The organism is Citrobacter sp. CK198 (genome assembly GCF_030333295.1).
Taxonomy (GTDB): domain Bacteria; phylum Pseudomonadota; class Gammaproteobacteria; order Enterobacterales; family Enterobacteriaceae; genus Citrobacter_B; species Citrobacter_B koseri.
The window spans coordinates 127,854-144,440 of the sequence record NZ_JAOWGE010000031.1 but is presented as its reverse complement, the minus strand read 5'-3'; the positions used below and the strand labels follow the sequence as shown (position 1 = coordinate 144,440).

Below are 16,587 nucleotides of genomic sequence, written 5' to 3'. Positions count from 1 at the left end.
ACACTGCGGATCGCTATGTCACCCTCTGATGTCCCCATAAACTGGAAACGCAATCTCACCGTAGCCTGGCTGGGCTGTTTTTTGACCGGCGCGGCGTTTAGCCTGGTGATGCCATTTTTACCCCTCTACGTTGAGCAGCTCGGCGTAACGGGCCACAGCGCGCTGAATATGTGGTCGGGGCTGGTTTTCAGTATCACCTTCCTGTTTTCCGCTATTGCCTCGCCTTTTTGGGGCGGGCTGGCCGATCGCAAAGGGCGAAAGATCATGCTGCTGCGTTCAGCCCTCGGCATGGCGATAGTTATGCTGCTGATGGGGCTGGCGCAGAACATCTGGCAGTTTCTGCTCCTGCGCGCATTGTTAGGTCTGCTCGGCGGATTTGTGCCAAACGCAAATGCGCTTATCGCCACTCAGGTGCCGCGTAATAAGAGCGGCTGGGCGTTAGGAACGCTTTCTACTGGCGGCGTCAGCGGCGCGTTGCTCGGCCCTCTGGCGGGCGGATTGCTTGCCGACCAGTACGGATTACGCCCTGTCTTTTTCATCACCGCCAGCGTGCTGTTGGTCTGTTTCTTACTGACGCTCTTTTTTATTCGCGAGCGTTTTCAGCCTGTCAGCAAAAAGGAGATGTTGCACGTCCGGGAGGTCGTTGGCTCACTAAAAAACCCAAAGCTGGTTTTGAGTCTGTTCGTCACCACGCTGATCATTCAGGTTGCAACCGGATCGATCGCGCCTATTCTGACGTTATATGTGCGAGAGCTAGCCGGTAACGTCAGCAATATCGCATTTATCAGCGGAATGATCGCCTCGGTGCCCGGCGTGGCGGCGTTGCTCAGCGCGCCCCGGCTCGGCAAACTGGGCGATCGCATTGGCCCCGAAAAGATCCTGATTACCGCCCTGATTATCTCTGTCCTGCTGCTGATCCCGATGTCATTCGTACAAACGCCCTGGCAGCTTGGCGTGCTGCGCTTTTTACTTGGCGCGGCGGACGGCGCCCTGCTCCCTGCCGTACAGACTCTGCTGGTCTATAACGCCAGCAATCAGATCGCCGGGCGCATCTTCAGTTACAACCAGTCATTTCGCGATATTGGCAACGTCACAGGCCCGTTAATGGGGGCGGCTATTTCTGCCAGCTACGGTTTTCGCGCCGTGTTTTGCGTCACCGCAGGCGTCGTGTTGTTCAACGCAATTTATTCGTGGAACAGCCTGCGGCGGCGCAGAGAGACCCTCGCGGCAAAATGATTTTTGCGCTTTCATACTTGCAAAACCGGAGAATCAGCTATTCTTTCCCTGAATACCTCATCAAATCAAAGGGAGACAGTGATGACTATGTACGCCACGCTGGAAGAAGCCATTGATGCAGCCCGTGAAGAGTTTCTGGCTGACAACCCGGAACTCGAACAAGATGAAGCCAATGTTCAACAACTCAATATCCAGAAATACGTGCTACAGGATGGCGACATCATGTGGCAAGCCGAGTTTTTTGCCGATGAGGGCGAAGAAGGCGAATGTCTGCCAATGCTGAGTGGCGAAGCGGCGCAAAGCGTCTTTGACGGCGATTATGATGAGATAGAGATTCGTCAGGAGTGGCTGGAAGAGAACACTCTGCATGAGTGGGATGACGGTGAATTTCAGCTCGAGCCGCCTCTGGATACCGAAGAAGGCCAGACTGCGGCGGATGAGTGGGATGAGCGTTAACTACTCATAAGGGCCGTGGTGTATATCCAGCGGCAGCAGCAGCGTATCAAAAACCAGTGAAAACGGCAGATCGAGAACCGTGACATAGCGCCACGCGGAATCCCGGACATCCCACTGCACGCCGGGATAGTATTGATTGCCGTGCCCTTGTCCGGGGATCGTCCTGCTAATGATGCTGCCGCACCCGCTCAGAAGTAGCGCCATTATGCCAACCACGATTATTCGCACCGGATACCTCATTCGTCGTTTTGTTCAGTATAAAAAAATACCGGCAGCAGGCCGGTATTTTCAGATAATTGTCAGCGCATATTTGTCGGCCCGATAAACGCCACGTTTATCAGGCCGCTACGGCTTACTTCTTCCGCAACGCCAGTGGGTTCAGATTGATACCCTGATAGTAGTTAACCCACGATGAGTATCTTTCCGGTGAATTCCAGACGCGATAGTGTAAACGCGCCATCGTCACCGGATCGCTCAACAACACCAGACGGCGGTCGCGATTCAGTTTTTCCGGCGTTTCATTCAGCGCCTGCTCCACATGGCGGTCGCGCGCAATCTCCAGCACCTTACTGGCGCGGTGACGGGCCGTAGCCATCGCCGTAGCCAGCGCGTTAAACGACGGGTTAAACACCGCGTGCATAAAGCCGTCATCCAGCGTGCGATTGCGGTTCATCGCCAGGTACTTGTCAGTATCCACCAGCACCTGCGGCGGGGAATACTCTTCCGGGATGAGGAACAGTTTCCAGCGTTTGGTGCGCAAGCCCACCGTTGAACGGCTGGAAACCACGGACACAAACGGCGACAGGATCAGCGAGAAAACAATCGGCGCCAGCCAGAACAGGAAACGTAAATCCAGCCAGGCCATGCCAACCGCCCATACCAGGCCGAGCAGCAGCTGGGAACCGTGACGCATGAAGGCTTCACCCCACGGGGTAGAGTCATCGTCACGCTGCGGTGAATTCCAGACCACTTCCCAGCCGAGGAATGCGCTCACCACAAACACCGTGTGGAACAACATGCGTACCGGCGCCAGCAGCACAGAGAACAGCACTTCCAGCAGCAGCGACAGCGTTACGCGCACAAATCCGCCATACTCTTTTGTGCCCTTACACCAGATGAGCATAATACTCAGCAGCTTCGGCAGGAACAGCAGCACCATCGTGGATGCAAACAGCGCAATCGCCAGCTCGGGGCGCCACTGCGGCCAGACCGGGAACAGCTGGCGCGGTTGCAGGAAGTATTGTGGTTCGGTCAACGCATGAACCACCTGCAAGGCGGTGGAAAGCGCCAGGAACATGAACCACAGCGGTGCCGACAGGTAAGACATAACCCCCGTCAGGAACACCGCACGGTGAACCGGGTGCATTCCTTTCACCAGGAACAGGCGGAAGTTCATCAGGTTGCCATGACACCAGCGGCGGTCACGCTTAAGTTCATCCAGCAGGTTCGGCGGCAGTTCTTCATACGAACCCGGCAGGTCGTAGGCAATCCAGACGCCCCACCCTGCACGACGCATTAACGCCGCTTCCACGAAGTCATGCGAGAGGATGGAACCCGCGAACGATCCTTCGCCCGGCAGCGGCGCAAGCGCACAGTGTTCGATGAATGGCTTCACGCGAATAATCGCGTTGTGGCCCCAGTAATGCGATTCGCCTAGCTGCCAGAAGTGCAGCCCGGCGGTAAACAGCGGGCCGTACACGCGGGTAGCAAACTGCTGGCAACGCGCATACAGCGTATCCATACCGGACGCTTTCGGCGACGACTGGATGATCCCGGCATTCGGGTTCGCTTCCATCAGACGTACCAGGCCGCTCAGACACTCGCCGGTCATCACCGAGTCAGCGTCCAGCACCACCATGTAGCTGTACTGGTTGCCCCAGCGACGGCAGAAGTCATCGATATTGCCGCTTTTGCGCTTCACACGACGGCGGCGACGGCGATAGAAAATCTGTCCTTCGCCCTGCACTTCAGCAATCAGCTCCATCCACGCTTTTTGTTCCGCCACGCAGATATCGGGGTTGTAGCTATCGCTCAGGATATAGACGTCGAAATGTGCTGCGTTGCCGGTGGCTTTAACCGATTCCCACGTAGCGCGTAGCCCCGCGAACACGCGGTCAACGTCCTCGTTGCAGATAGGCATAATCAACGCGGTACGGTGCTCTGGATTCAGCGGCTCATTTCCCACCGTTGACGCCGAAATACTGTATTTATCGCGGCCAATCAGCAGTTGCAGGAAGCCCATAAGCGCGGTCCAGAACCCCGCAGACACCCAGCAGAACAGCACGGCGAACAGGATCAGGATGCCGGTTTGCAGCACATACGGCAGCAGTTGCATAAAGGAGACCCACAGATCCTGCCCGATCATGTCGGCAGGATTAATGAGCGCCCAGCCCTGATAAGGAAGAATGGTCTTCATATACCAGGTCGCAACCACCGTCTGCGCCAGCGTCAGCAGCAACAGGATGTAGCGGCGGATTGTCCCGACGGTACGCCATTTTTGCTCGTTCTCCTGCTCTTCTTTCGTCAGGCGGGAGAGATAACGCGGCGTCACGTCCCGGCCGCGCAAGCGATCCCAGAAACGACCCAGCGGGTTGGTGCGCCAGGGATCGGGGAACATAGAAGAACGCGTCGCTTTCGGCATTGCCTGCAACTGATCGCGTCCCTCATCATCCTTAATCAGTTGCCCTTCGGCCAGCGAATCCGGCCAAGCCTGCTCAAGGCGCGCTTTAACAGATCCCTGCGGTGAATCGTCTTCTCGCGAGTAAGCTCGATGCTCAACATCCAGCGCCTCATGGACGGCGCGGATGTCCGTTTTCGGCAGCGCCGCTTTCTCACTGTCTGAAAGCGGCATTGCGTCAATATACTCAGTTGTCTTATTCATTGGCAGGTAACTGGTAGCTCCAGGTTTCACTCAACGGCTGATCGGCATTCACCAACGCAGCACGCATTTCAGTGGTTTTCTTCGCGTCTTTCACTTTTACGCGCAGCGTCAAACGCCAGCCTTTCGTCACCGGGTTATAACGCACTGAGTTCTCAACGATTTCACCGTTATCGCCAATACTGGTTTGCGCCGTGACAGGGGTATCCTGCGGCAGCTTTTTCATATCTGTGCCGACAAAATCCACGACGAAGGCGATGGTGCCGTCAGGCTGGCGAATCAGGTTAGACTGTTTGACATCGCCCGTAGAGCGACGCGTCTGCTGAACCCAGGCATTCTCCGGCGCATGAAGTTTCTCTTCATCGCGGGTAAACGTCATGGTGTACTTGAAGTTCATCTCTTTGCCTGCTTCAGGCAGTTGATCCGGCGTCCAGTAGGCCACGATGTTATCGTTAGTTTCATCGTTGGTCGGAATTTCCACCAGTTCGATTTTCCCTTTGCCCCACTCGCCTTTCGGCGTGATCCAGGCGCTTGGGCGCAGGTCGTAACGATCGTCTAAATCTTCAAAGCGCGAGAACTGGCGGCCGCGTTGCAGCAAGCCGAACCCTTGCGGGTTTTCCATCGCATAGCTGCTCACCGCAAGATGTTTCGGGTTATTCAGCGGGCGCCAGATCCATTCACCGTTGCCCGCATGGATAGACAACCCGTTAGAGTCGTGCAATTCCGGGCGATAGTTGGTTGCCGGAGACGGCTGGTTCGGCCCAAACAGGAACATGCTGGTTAACGGCGCAACGCCCAGTTTACCGACTTTATCACGCAGGTAGACTTTCGACTGAACGTCCACCACGGTGTCACGCCCAGGGATGATGACGAAGCGGTATGCCCCGGTCGCACGCGGGGAATCGAGCAACGCATAGATGGTCAAACGTTTGTCAGTCGGTTTTGGACGCTCAATCCAGAACTCGCGAAAGCGGGGAAATTCCTCACCGGAAGGCAGCGCGGTATCAATCGCCAGACCACGCGCGGAAAGACCATAGACCTGGCCTGCGCCAATGACGCGGAAATAGCTGGCACCGAGCATGCTGACGATTTCATCGTTTTTGTCTTTGCTGTTGATCGGGTACAGCACTTTGAACCCGGCGAAGCCGAGGTCTTTGACGGTGTCTTTATCATGCTGAACATCGCCAAAATTGAAATAGTCCGGGTTGTATTTGATTCTTTTTACCGTCGTCGCGGTAACTTCGTTGATCCTGACCGGTGTGTCGAAGTACATACCCTGGTGGTAGAACTCGAGTTTGAATGGGGTCTTGATATTGCTCCAGTACGCTTTATCACGGTTAAACTGGATCTGCTGATAGTCCGCATATTTCATGTCGCGGAAAACGGAGGGCAAGTTACTTTTCGGCGCCTCATAGCCTTTACCGGCTAAGGATTGAGCTTGTTTTGCAACATCATCGATGGTGAACGCCCAACTCGACGATGTGTACAGCGTTAACATTACCGCCGCGCCCAACCAACGCATTTTCATCATTTGTCGTTTATGTTTCATAATAAGTAAGCACTTCCCCCTTTGTGTGCTTATATCGATCCGATCCATTTTAATGGATAATCAGGCAATCCGACAACTGAATCCCGGCTTTGTTCAGCGCGCTGGCTCATGGATTAAGCAGGTTTTGCTCCTGTTTTCACTTTGCGTGCTTATCCTGGAGACAGGTTGTTGGACTTCGTGTAGGGTTGCCCCCGAATGTAAACATTATTCGTCCCAGGGATAAGACGAAAAGTCTGAGAATATGTATCTATCTATGAATCCAGTACCTCCACAGCGTGAATATTTTCTTGACTCCATCCGCGCCTGGCTGATGTTGTTGGGGATCCCCTTTCATATCTCGTTGATCTATTCAAGCCATACCTGGCATATCAACAGCGCAGAGCCCTCATGGTGGCTGACCCTGTTTAACGATTTTGTCCACGCATTTCGCATGCAGGTCTTTTTTGTTATTTCCGGTTATTTTTCGTACATGTTATTCCTGCGTTATCCATTAAAACGCTGGTGGAAAGTGCGTGTTGAACGCGTAGGTATTCCTATGCTGACGGCCATTCCTTTACTCACCTTGCCGCAATTTATCATGCTGCAATTTGTCAAAGGAAAAACCGAGAACTGGCACACGCTTTCTTTGTATGAGAAATACAATACGCTGGCCTGGGAATTAATTTCTCATCTGTGGTTTTTATTAGTGCTTGTTGTATTAACAACCCTGAGCATGTGGGCATTCAGCCAAATCAAAAAAAGCGCGGAACGCACAACGAAGCCGTTATTCGCCGCCGTTTCGATGACCAAATTGACGCTTATCTTCTTTATCCTTGGCGTCGGTTACGCCGCGCTGAGACGCGCCATTTTTATCATTTATCCCTCTATTCTTAGCGATGGCATGTTCAATTTCGTCGTCATGCAAACGCTGTTTTATCTCCCTTTCTTTATCCTGGGCGCGCTGGCATTCATCAACCCGGCGCTGAAAGCGCTGTTTACCGTACCGTCACGCGGATGCACGCTGGCTGCGGCGCTCGCCTTCGTTGCCTACCTGCTGAACCAGCGTTATGGCAGCGGCGATGCCTGGATGTATGAAACAGAATACGTCATTACCATGCTGATGGGATTGTGGATGGTTAACGTGGTCTTTTCGCTGGGCCACCGTTTACTTAATTTCCAGTCCGCTCGCGTCACCTATTTTGTGAATGCATCGCTTTTCATCTATCTGGTGCATCATCCACTAACGCTGTTTTTCGGCGCGTATATTACGCCGCATATTACGTCGAATCTGCTGGGTTTTTTATGCGGGCTGGTCTTTGTTATCGGTATTGCGCTGGTCCTGTATGAACTGCATTTACGGGTTCCCGTACTGAAATTTTTATTTTCGGGCAAACCCGCGGTTAAACGTGATAACAGCAAGGCTGTCGCCAGTTAAGCTGCCCGCTGAAGGACGTTAAAGCAGCCATTCGACGGGCAAGACAGACGCCAGTCGCACCAGAACCCGCTTCCAGAATCCTGTGGCGGGTTCTTTTTTCAGTACCACCTCGTCACGCAGGTGGCGATCAACCCAGTTAATTCTTCCCCAACGATCCAGCCGCAGTTGCCAGGCGTCATCACGCTGGCTCTGCATAAAACGGTTATGAATCAGCGTTGCCAGCGTTTCGCTTTCAATCACAAACCCCATTTCGGTATTGAGTAACGTCGATCGGGGATCGAAATTGAGCGAACCGATAAAAACCTTATTCCCGTCAATGCTGAAGGTCTTCGCATGCAGGCTGGAGCCTGAGTTACCGGTTAAACCACGATCGTGAAGTTCAGCCGCATGCCCGTTAGTGGGTTTAAGCTCATAGAGCTCAATGCCGTAGCGCAGAAGTTTTTTACGCCACCGCGCATAGCCCGCATGGACGACCGCCACATCGTTCGCCGCCAGTGAATTGGTAAGAATCGCGATCCTGACCCCTTTTCTCACCAGTTGCAGCAGTTGCGCGACGCCCGCCCGGGTGGGGACAAAATAGGCGGAAATAATGTCGATACGTTCCGTTGGCGACCCCATCACATCGAACAGGCGTTGCGGCAGAAGCGAATGACGCTGCGCTTTCCCCTCGCCTTTTAAAGGATCGTCGCTGAGCAAACGGGTTTTCGCCCATATCAGCGGTAAAGCGCCGCGATCAAGATGGGACATAAAGTGGCTGGTTTTCAGCTTATGCAAATAGCGGCGCGTAATGTCGTCGTTGTACCAGGAATCCGGTAAGTCAATGCGTCGGGTGATTTCCTGCTCAGACAGCGACAACACTTTTTGCAGCGTTGAAACCGATTTGCAGTGCCAGTAACGTTCAAAATCATCCGCCACGTCTTTTACGACAGGGCCAATCGCCATCACGTCGAGATCGGAAAACAGCGGCTCTTCACCTACGCCAAAATAGGCATCGCCAATATTCCGCCCGCCGACAATGGTGACTGCGCCATCTGCCGTATAGCTTTTATTATGCATACGCCGATTAAGCCGGGCAAAGTCGGTTAAATACCCCAGCGCGCGCAGCATACGAAAAGAGAAAGGATTAAACAGGCGCACTTCGATATTGGGGTGGCTATCCAGCAGTTGCAGCGTATCATCAAGCCCCGGCGTGTTGTTATCATCCAGCAGCAGGCGAACATGAACGCCGCGCTTTGCCGCCGCCAATAATATCGAAAACAGCAGGCGCCCGGACATGTCGTCCTCCCAGATGTAATACTGCACATCCAGGGTGCGCTCAGCCATTTCCGTTAATCGATAGCGTGCGGCAAAGGCATCCAGGCTGTCATCCAGGGCGAGAATGCCGCATTCGCCGGGATGACGTTCACACAGCGGGGTAACAGCGCGCTCAAGTCGGGTCAACTCACTCATCACCTTGTTGGGTCAGTAATCGCTCGTAAAGTCGGGCAGTTTCTTCATCATAACAGACAAAGTATACCTGCTCAGGTAGCGCGTGGCGGGCAAGAAAATCCGCGACCGTATTGACCGCTATCTCTGCGGCGGCGGGGCGTGGGTAGCCGTAAGCGCCGGTGCTGATCGCCGGAAACGCGACAGACCGGTAGCCATTGGCCAGCACCAGTTGCAAACTGTTGAAATAGGCATCTTCCAGGAGCTGGGATTCGTTGTGATCGCCGCCACGCCAGACGGGCCCCACCGTATGGATCACCGCTTTCGCCGGCAGATTGCCTGCCAGAGTGATGACCGCGTGTCCTGCCGGGCACTCGCCCTGCTGCTGCCTGACTTTTTTGCAGGCTTCCAGTAGCGCCGGACCCGCTGCACGATGAATCGCGCCGTCAACGCCACCGCCCCCCAGTAATGAAGCGTTGGCGGCATTAACAATCACATCTACCGTGAGTTGGGTTATGTCGCCATGTTGTACATGAATACGCGATTTCATAGATCCCCCTTACCTTAGCCTATAGCCTAAGTGTACAGCAGGGCTTTCAATGAAATCGCGTTTTTTAATCGAACGATTTTATCTCTGACAGATGCGTTTATTGGTATTCAATACTCATAATTGCCAGACGTTGTTGCGGATCGAGATAGTTGACTCTCACAGATGCAATTTGTCGAAGGCTTTGCGGGGCGGTTGTAACCTGTTGCAGGGTAAAACGGTTAGTTTTCATCTGGCCATTATTCACGCATGTCATGTCAATATTTTGCTGCCGGGCACTGACCTCACAGGGAGGTTCGACAATCTGACCACGAAAATGAATAACGCCGCCGGTAGTGATTTGTTGAGCTGTAACAGAGGAAGAAAAGAGAATGCAGACGCCAAGGCCTGCTCCGAGGATATTTTTCGAACACAACGCAAACATACAATAGCTCCTCAATGATCAATCATACTTGAAGGATCGGAGTTTTCCTTCCACTGCGACGCTCGCGGTGAACGGAAACGACGTTGTTGCCTCTCTATAATTCATAGAACAGTAATCCATCCCCTGCCACAAACAATCACCAAATAAATCAAATGATTAAGATGATTTCTCAGGAGATGGCCATTGCTGCGACAAATGCAACGACTGCCCGTCGGAAACGGTAACGATAATTTTTACCGAGTCCTCCGGGGAAATATTTAAACTGAGTTTCGTTAAATCAATGGGTTGATTAGCGGGCAAAGAAAGGGTTGTTTTCTGCTGTGTACGGCTTTGCCCTCCTTTCCCATCACGAACGGCAAAAATTTGGACTTCGCACACGCAGGGTTTACTGAGCGTAACCTGGGGGACAATGGTGTAAATTTCACCTTGTTGCGTGGTATTAAATGTAATCTGGCTGGAGAGCGCGGCAAGGAGTAATAGCGTATTCATCATATCCTCACGAAAAAAAACAGGGCTTTCGCCCTGTTTATTATGAGTACCCGACCTGAATCAGTACTGGTTAGCCGTGGCGTTGTTGCCGAAGCCGACCTGAGTAACCGATACCTGGGAGTCGGACGCAGTCTGGTTAACCAGCGCGCCGTTGCGGCCACCAAACTGGCTCACAACGATATCAGAGTTTTTGGCATTCCACTGATCGATAGTCGCGCTGTTTCTGTACCCATTCTGGGTCAGGTCAATGCCGCTGTTGTCAGCGCCCTGGCCTACGTCTGCGCCGTTACCATGACCATATTGTTTGATGGACAGATCTGATTTACGAGCATCGCTTTGCAGAGCAAGAGCAGAGTTTGCGCTACCGTACTGGAAAATACTCAGGGTAGATTCAGGGCCGGAATTATTACCGCCATTATTATGACCGCCGCCACCGCCCCACTGCGGAACAACACCTGCCAGAGCACTGCCAGAAACTACGATTGCTGCGAATGCTGCCACTTTTAAAAGTTTCATGGTAAACCCCCATCGGATTGATTTAAAAGTCGTCATGGTATTAACGTTGCGTAACGCGAATAGCCATGCGCGACTGTCTCTGCACTACAACTGCTGTTTTTTGCGTACCGTACTGCGTAATATCTGCTTTATTACCAGAACCTTTCTGAATAATCATTGCAGTATTACCATAAGAGCCTTGCGATATACTTGCATCATTGGCGTAACCCGCCTGATCAATATATGCAAGGTTATAAGCTCCTGACTGGTCAATCTTCGCCCGGTTATTTCCGCCTTCTTGTGAAATAACAGATAAAAGTTTTGAGCCGTCCTGGCGTGTTTTTGCACTATTATGAGTGCCCTTTTGACCAATAATGGCTGCCTGATTAAATGAAGACTTGCTTAATTCATTTACCGCAAAATTATATTCCGCATTTGCCAGATCATAACTTGTCGCGGCTGCAATCCCAGGCGCACCCAGTATTGTTAACATCATAAATAACAATTTGTTTTTCATGTTGTCACCCTGGACCTGGTCGTACATTACGTTAATTTAAAAGCATTTCAATTTGACTGTTAACGCGATTCGTTTTTTGTTAACGCCGCGTTACGATGAAGAGTATGTCCGTGGAAACATTTTAAATAACTCACCCGCGAGTGGTATTTTGATATTCAGCGTCACACCAAAGTGCTAATTCACTGTTGACTCCACTGTTATTTACGAAAAATTTATTTTCTTATCTGTAGCGGGCTAAACATTTCTGCCAGTGAGAGGGAAAAACCGTTTTCTGCATATCATTATGCGTTTCTCCGGGCATCACACTGCATCGCCGTCACAACTCGTGACAAACATCATTTTTTTCTCACTAAAAATGTCCAAGCGGCCCTGAGTCGAACGTTTTAAAATTAACTTGTCAGAAAAACTCAAAAATAATTTTAAATTATGATTTAAAATCAATCAGTTATTATAATTTGTATGATTTTTTAAATCTATGCAATAACAGCAACATGTACAACTTTTCTATCAAATCTAATCTCTAAAAAATCCACGCATTAACATATGAATATATAATTTTACATTTTGTTACAAGTTTAACACTTGCTTTAAGGTTTGTAATGACTAGATTGAAATCAGTTGTAGTCCATCTGTTTTAATATTTTTACCCTTTTTGGGTCGATGTTTTATTTCTACACACAGCAGTGCAACATCTGTCAGTACTTCTGGTGCCTCGTATTTTAGCTGAGGCAGCTGTCAGATGTGCGACTAAAAAAAGTGGGGTTTCATCATGTTTAATGAAGTCCATAGTATTCATGGTCATACATTATTGTTGATCACAAAACCATCTTTGCAGGCCACTGCATTATTGCAGCATTTAAAGCAATCACTGGCTGTTACCGGAAAACTACATAATATTCAACGTTCTCTGGATGATATATCCGCCAGCTGCATTGTTTTACTGGATATGATGGAAGCGGATAAAAAAATTATCCATTACTGGCAAGACAATTTGAGTCGGAAAAACAACAATATCAAGACGTTATTGTTGAATACTCCCGACGACTATCCCTTCCGTGATATTGAAAACTGGCCACATATCAATGGCGTGTTTTACGCAACGGAGGATGAAGAACGTGTCGTTAACGGCTTGCAGGGGATCCTGCGAGGCGAATGCTATTTTTCGCAAAAGCTGGCCAGTTACCTGATCACCCATTCAGGGAACTACCGTTACAACAGCACGGAATCAGCGCTTCTCACTCATCGTGAAAAAGAGATCCTCAATAAACTGCGAATCGGCGCCTCAAACATTGAAATCGCCCGCTCGCTTTTTATCAGCGAGAATACGGTAAAAACACATCTTTATAATCTTTTCAAAAAGATAGCTGTTAAAAACCGTACTCAGGCGGTCTCGTGGGCAAACGATAACCTCAGGCGATAAAGCCATGAAACGCTATCTGACCTGGATTGTGGCAGCAGAATTACTGCTTGCCGCAGGGAATCTTCACGCTGCGGAAGTTGAAGTGGAAGTTCCCGGACTCTTAACTGACCATACCGTCTCATCAGTCGGCCACAATTTTTATCGCGCCTTCAGCGACAAATGGGAAAGTGAGTACACAGGCAATTTGACCATCAATGAAAGACCCAGTGCGCGTTGGGGAAGTTGGATCACGATAACGGTAAATCAGGACGTTATATTCCAGACTTTTTTATTCCCAACGAAAAGAGACTTCGAGCGAACCGTTGACTTCGCGCTGGCGCAAACTGAAGAAGCATTAAATCGTCGGCAAATAGATCAAACGCTATTAAGCACGAGTGATTTAGCGCGCGATGAATTCTAAAATATGATTTAGTCTGGAGGCTGCCATGCGTGTCAAACATGCAGTAGTTATGCTCATGCTTATTTCACCATTAAGTTGGGCCGGAAATATGACATTCCAGTTCCGAAATCCTAATTTTGGTGGAAACCCAAATAACGGCGCATTTTTATTAAATAGCGCTCAGGCACAAAACTCTTATAAGGACCCAAGTTATTACGACGACTTCGGGATTGAAACCCCGTCTGCCCTGGATAACTTTACGCAGGCTATTCAATCGCAAATCCTTGGCGGATTGCTGACGAATATTAACACCGGCAAACCAGGCAGAATGGTGACCAATGATTTTATCATTGATATCGCCAACCGGGATGGGCAACTGCGACTTAATGTCACGGACAGGAAAACCGGGAAAACCTCGACGATTGAAGTGTCAGGTTTGCAAACACAGTCAACCGATTTCTAAGCCCCAGCTACCAAAGGACAATAATCATGCAGCGCTTACTTATTTTGGTTGCAGTATGTTTACTGAGCGGATGCTTAACCGCCCCGCCTAAAGAAGCCGCGAAACCGACATTAATGCCTCGTGCGCAAAGCTATAAAGATTTGACGCACCTGCCGATGCCAACGGGTAAGATTTTTGTCTCGGTTTATAATATTCAGGATGAAACGGGCCAGTTTAAACCTTATCCGGCGAGTAACTTCTCGACTGCCGTTCCGCAGAGCGCCACCGCGATGCTGGTGACTGCGCTGAAAGACTCCCGCTGGTTTATCCCGCTGGAGCGTCAGGGACTGCAAAACCTGCTGAACGAACGCAAAATTATTCGTGCAGCGCAGGAAAACGGCACGGTAGCTATCAATAACCGAATCCCGCTTCAGTCCCTCACCGCCGCGAATATCATGGTGGAAGGGTCGATTATCGGTTACGAAAGCAACGTGAAGTCAGGCGGGGTCGGCGCGCGGTACTTCGGTATCGGTGCGGATACGCAGTATCAGCTTGACCAGATTGCAGTAAACCTGCGCGTGGTTAACGTCAGCACCGGCGAGATCCTCTCTTCGGTCAATACCAGCAAGACCATCCTTTCCTATGAGGTGCAGGCCGGGGTGTTCCGCTTTATTGATTACCAGCGACTGCTGGAAGGTGAAATCGGCTACACCTCTAATGAACCGGTGATGCTGTGTCTGATGTCAGCGATTGAAACGGGCGTTATCTTCCTGATTAACGACGGGATCGATCGCGGCCTGTGGGATTTGCAGAACAAAGCGGAGCGTCAGAACGACATTCTGGTGAAATACCGCCACATGTCCGTACCGCCGGAATCCTGATATTTCGCCAACCGTAGAATGCCCGATGGCGCAGGCTTATCGGGCCTACAGCAGGCAGGATAAGTTTGCGCCATCAGGATTGACATCATATGAGCGTGGGGGAAACCTCACGCTTTTTTATTTGCTGACCGCCGTCGGCGAAGAATCTCTTACCCGACGAGACGCCAGCCACAGCCCGCTATTTTTCATCGCATAGCCAAACACGAGTCCCAGCGCCAGCGAAGGCAGAACCAGTCGCCAGTCCCCCTGCCCTGCAAACGTCGCGCATGCGCCGATAAAGGTGCCAGGCACAAAAGAAAGCAACAGTTGCTTCGCCTGAACGCACATCAAAAACGCGACGATTCCCGTCATGACGTAACTGACGATCTCCAGATGCGGAGCCAGCGCGCTGCCGTGAATAATCACCAGCGCCCACACCACGCCGCTCAGGAGCGTACATGCAGAAATCAATAACCCTTTCAGGCCGCCCTGCGGGCAGGCAAAATAGGCCGTACAGCCCAGAAAACCCGCCCAACTGAGCAGGCCAAAGGAAACGGCCACCCATCCCCAGATACCGGAGAGAATGCCCGTTGTGATTGCAATGGAGATAAGTATATTCATGCCGCGCATCATAGCAGAAAAGCGGCATACGAATGAGATCACGCACACATTTTATGCAAGGAAATTAATCACGTTGCACAACAAAGTGACTATGATCACATTTACTCTTCAGCGCCTTCCTGTAACTCATCCCACATTGCGCCGATCGCATCGCGCGTCAACGGCGCCATCGTACGCCAGAATGGCGTCGCGGCATGGGCTTCCACTTTGCCAAGGAAAGTACCGCACCAGGGAAGCAGGTATTCAATAAACAGCGTTTCCAGCGCTTCGCTCTCATCTTCAGCAGACTGATCCTCCAGCCAGGAGGCGGCCAGCAGCAGCGTACCGATATGGTCGGCAGGGGTATCCGCCAACGGCATACCGCGAGCGGAAAGAAACGCGCGAACATCGGATTCCTTCGCCCCTTCCACCCAGGCGCTGCGATAAGGCGACACGGCGCACTCGTCACCGACAAACAGCGCATTGTAGTCTGCCGCCAGTTGGGTCATGTCGCAACTTTTCTGCAACCGCGCCAGAAGCTCATCCTGCTCCAGCGGCCAGCTTGCCGACAATTTACCCTCGCGGATCAGCGTAAACAGAGGAACCAGCAGAGGGTCCTGCGGTTGGCGGTAATACAGCGATCCCAGCACACGACACAGGATAGAAAACTCATTCATTGATATATTCCAGTTATCAGCAATTAAAGTTCAGCAAACTCCGGGATCGGCGCCATACCGCGCGATTCCAGAAATCTCAGTAAGCGTCCTGGCGAAACGTTTAAAACGCGTTCTTCCGGGAAATCCACTTCATCCAGGATCTTCCGGCATTCGGCAAATTCACCGAGTGTAAACGCAGTATGGGAATCCGACCCTAACGCTACCCATCCGCCAGCGTCACGCACGGCTGCGGCCACCGCGCGGCAATTATCTTCACTGCCTTTGCGCGAATGCAGGAATGACGAGTTATTGATTTCCAGCGCCACCTGGTATTTAGCCGCCGTCTGCGCAATCGCGGTGATATCGACAGGATACTTCGGGTTACCCGGATGGCTGATAATATGCACATTTCCGCTGGCCATCGCGGCAATCATCGCCTGGGTATTGGTCTCTTTATCGTGCGGCGCGAAAACCGGTTCATGGAAACCGGCGATAATCACATCCAGCGAGTTCAGCATCGGGCCCGTGCAGTCAATCTCGCCATCGATATTCTTGATGTTGGCTTCAATACCGCGAAGAATGCCCACCCCGTCAACCAGACGCGGCCAGATACGCATGTTGATAAAGTGCCAGTGATGCGGAGCATCGGCCATATCCGGGCCGTGATCGGTAATGGCAAAGAGCTTAATACCTTTGCGTTTTGCTTCGGCAATATAATCGTGCAAGGTACTGTATGCGTGGGTGCTGGCGACGGTATGCATATGCAAGTCAACGGGATACATAACTCACTCCTGTAGTCG

At 51.4% G+C, this 16,587-nt stretch carries 19 protein-coding genes; 7 read left to right on the top strand and 12 right to left on the bottom strand.

Annotation, left to right across the window (positions count from 1 at the left end; all coding sequences use genetic code 11):
- Positions 1-15 precede the first annotated feature (15 nt).
- Both mdtG and OGY62_RS13035 read left to right on the top strand, forming a co-directional pair.
- Entirely contained in the window at positions 16-1,236 is a 1,221-nt protein-coding gene (gene mdtG / locus OGY62_RS13040) for a multidrug efflux MFS transporter MdtG (protein ID WP_286451616.1), read from the top strand.
- A gap of 81 nt (positions 1,237-1,317) precedes the next feature.
- Positions 1,318-1,692 carry a MysB family protein gene (locus OGY62_RS13035; protein ID WP_012132878.1) on the top strand — a complete coding sequence of 125 codons (375 nt, stop codon included), beginning with the start codon at positions 1,318-1,320 and terminating at the stop codon, positions 1,690-1,692.
- Here OGY62_RS13035 and OGY62_RS13030 read toward each other — a convergent pair whose 3' ends face one another.
- From OGY62_RS13030 to mdoG, 3 genes are all read right to left on the bottom strand, one after another.
- Positions 1,693-1,920, bottom strand: a complete 228-nt coding sequence (locus tag OGY62_RS13030) for a YceK/YidQ family lipoprotein (protein ID WP_286460062.1) — start codon at positions 1,918-1,920, stop codon at positions 1,693-1,695.
- Positions 1,921-2,044: 124 nt separating this feature from the next.
- Positions 2,045-4,573 carry a glucans biosynthesis glucosyltransferase MdoH gene (gene mdoH, locus OGY62_RS13025; protein ID WP_200075399.1) on the bottom strand — a complete coding sequence of 843 codons (2,529 nt, stop codon included), beginning with the start codon at positions 4,571-4,573 and terminating at the stop codon, positions 2,045-2,047.
- Positions 4,566-6,101, bottom strand: a complete 1,536-nt coding sequence (gene mdoG / locus OGY62_RS13020) for a glucans biosynthesis protein MdoG (RefSeq protein WP_077956924.1) — start codon at positions 6,099-6,101, stop codon at positions 4,566-4,568. The genes mdoH and mdoG overlap by 8 nt, the downstream gene beginning before the upstream one ends.
- 271 nt (positions 6,102-6,372) lie before the next feature.
- On the opposite strand from mdoG, the gene mdoC reads away from it, so the two are divergent.
- Positions 6,373-7,533, top strand: a complete 1,161-nt coding sequence (mdoC, locus tag OGY62_RS13015; RefSeq protein WP_012132882.1) for a glucans biosynthesis protein MdoC — start codon at positions 6,373-6,375, stop codon at positions 7,531-7,533.
- Positions 7,534-7,551: 18 nt separating this feature from the next.
- On the opposite strand, the gene OGY62_RS13010 is transcribed toward mdoC, so the two are convergent.
- The 6 genes from OGY62_RS13010 to csgB form a co-directional block, all read right to left on the bottom strand.
- Positions 7,552-8,982, bottom strand: coding sequence for a phospholipase D family protein (locus OGY62_RS13010; RefSeq protein ID WP_286449642.1), 1,431 nt, complete (start codon positions 8,980-8,982; stop codon positions 7,552-7,554).
- On the bottom strand, positions 8,975-9,508 hold the full coding sequence (ymdB, locus tag OGY62_RS13005; RefSeq protein WP_047457580.1) for an O-acetyl-ADP-ribose deacetylase: 534 nt from the start codon (positions 9,506-9,508) through the stop codon (positions 8,975-8,977). The genes OGY62_RS13010 and ymdB overlap by 8 nt, the downstream gene beginning before the upstream one ends.
- Before the next feature lie 97 nt (positions 9,509-9,605).
- On the bottom strand, positions 9,606-9,929 hold the full coding sequence (locus OGY62_RS13000; RefSeq protein ID WP_047457582.1) for a YmdA family protein: 324 nt from the start codon (positions 9,927-9,929) through the stop codon (positions 9,606-9,608).
- Positions 9,930-10,085: 156 nt separating this feature from the next.
- Positions 10,086-10,418 carry a curli assembly chaperone CsgC gene (gene csgC, locus OGY62_RS12995; protein WP_024130449.1) on the bottom strand — a complete coding sequence of 111 codons (333 nt, stop codon included), beginning with the start codon at positions 10,416-10,418 and terminating at the stop codon, positions 10,086-10,088.
- A gap of 60 nt (positions 10,419-10,478) precedes the next feature.
- Entirely contained in the window at positions 10,479-10,934 is a 456-nt protein-coding gene (csgA, locus tag OGY62_RS12990; RefSeq protein WP_024130450.1) for a curli major subunit CsgA, read from the bottom strand.
- A 40-nt stretch (positions 10,935-10,974) separates the two neighbouring features.
- Positions 10,975-11,430 carry a curli minor subunit CsgB gene (csgB, locus tag OGY62_RS12985; RefSeq protein ID WP_024130451.1) on the bottom strand — a complete coding sequence of 152 codons (456 nt, stop codon included), beginning with the start codon at positions 11,428-11,430 and terminating at the stop codon, positions 10,975-10,977.
- 769 nt (positions 11,431-12,199) lie between these two features.
- Here csgB and csgD point away from each other — a divergent pair.
- From csgD to csgG, 4 genes are read left to right on the top strand one after another with little or no spacing between them, the layout of a single operon-like run.
- On the top strand, positions 12,200-12,850 hold the full coding sequence (gene csgD / locus OGY62_RS12980) for a biofilm master transcriptional regulator CsgD (RefSeq protein ID WP_012132891.1): 651 nt from the start codon (positions 12,200-12,202) through the stop codon (positions 12,848-12,850).
- Positions 12,851-12,854: 4 nt separating this feature from the next.
- The gene (csgE, locus tag OGY62_RS12975) at positions 12,855-13,250 is read left to right on the top strand and encodes a curli production assembly/transport protein CsgE (protein WP_012132892.1); all 396 of its coding nucleotides are present in this window, start codon (positions 12,855-12,857) and stop codon (positions 13,248-13,250) included.
- A gap of 25 nt (positions 13,251-13,275) precedes the next feature.
- Positions 13,276-13,692, top strand: coding sequence for a curli production assembly/transport protein CsgF (gene csgF, locus OGY62_RS12970; protein ID WP_012132893.1), 417 nt, complete (start codon positions 13,276-13,278; stop codon positions 13,690-13,692).
- A gap of 26 nt (positions 13,693-13,718) precedes the next feature.
- The gene (gene csgG / locus OGY62_RS12965) at positions 13,719-14,552 is read left to right on the top strand and encodes a curli production assembly/transport protein CsgG (RefSeq protein WP_024130452.1); all 834 of its coding nucleotides are present in this window, start codon (positions 13,719-13,721) and stop codon (positions 14,550-14,552) included.
- 117 nt (positions 14,553-14,669) lie between these two features.
- Here the strand turns inward: csgG and OGY62_RS12960 are convergent, their stop codons facing one another.
- From OGY62_RS12960 to OGY62_RS12950, 3 genes are all read right to left on the bottom strand, one after another.
- On the bottom strand, positions 14,670-15,152 hold the full coding sequence (locus tag OGY62_RS12960) for a DUF1097 domain-containing protein (RefSeq protein ID WP_065422796.1): 483 nt from the start codon (positions 15,150-15,152) through the stop codon (positions 14,670-14,672).
- Between the two features lie 101 nt (positions 15,153-15,253).
- Positions 15,254-15,808 carry a TorD/DmsD family molecular chaperone gene (locus tag OGY62_RS12955; protein WP_012132896.1) on the bottom strand — a complete coding sequence of 185 codons (555 nt, stop codon included), beginning with the start codon at positions 15,806-15,808 and terminating at the stop codon, positions 15,254-15,256.
- 23 nt (positions 15,809-15,831) lie between these two features.
- Positions 15,832-16,569, bottom strand: a complete 738-nt coding sequence (locus tag OGY62_RS12950) for a phosphatase (protein WP_286460060.1) — start codon at positions 16,567-16,569, stop codon at positions 15,832-15,834.
- Positions 16,570-16,587 lie beyond the last annotated feature (18 nt).